The organism is Halomonas sp. DP5Y7-2 (assembly GCF_019802025.1).
Taxonomy (GTDB): domain Bacteria; phylum Pseudomonadota; class Gammaproteobacteria; order Pseudomonadales; family Halomonadaceae; genus Halomonas; species Halomonas litopenaei_A.
In genome coordinates this window covers 1-506 of record NZ_JAHVHY010000033.1, presented here as the reverse complement: position 1 = coordinate 506, position 506 = coordinate 1, and the positions used below count along the sequence as shown (strand labels likewise).

At 63.2% G+C, this 506-nt stretch carries 1 pseudogene; it reads left to right on the top strand.

The annotated features are described in order from the left end of the window. A pseudogene (locus KUW18_RS19645) lies at positions 1 to 506 on the top strand (hypothetical protein); the annotation flags it as partial.

Here is a 506-nt window from a genome sequence, read left to right as displayed (position 1 = left end):
ACCAATACGGATGCTATCGCTGAACTGGGCGACGGCGCGGTGCAGTATGACCGGGATACCGACGGTAATGTGACGCCTGGCACCATCACCCTGGCGGGCGGCAAGGACAGTGACGACAACAACATCGGCACCAAGATCACCAACCTGGCCAACGGCACTGTGGCCGATGGTAGCCGCGATGCGGTGAGTGGTGATCAGCTGTGGGAGGTGCAAAATCAGCTCGAAGGTGTGGCCGGTGATAGCAAGTATTACCAGGCTAACTCGACCCTGAGTGGCGCCGATGCCAGCGGTACCGACAGCCTGGCCATGGGCCCAGTCGCCAAGGCCAGCGCCACCAATAGTGTGGCCATCGGTAATGGGGCCAACGCCAGCATTGCCAATAGCGTGGCGCTGGGTAATGGGGCCACCACGGAAACTGCGGTGGGCACGGCGGAGGTGACGCTGGCGGGTACGACGTACGACCTTGCTGGCAAGGCCCCGACGGGCACCGTCAGCGTGGGCACCAG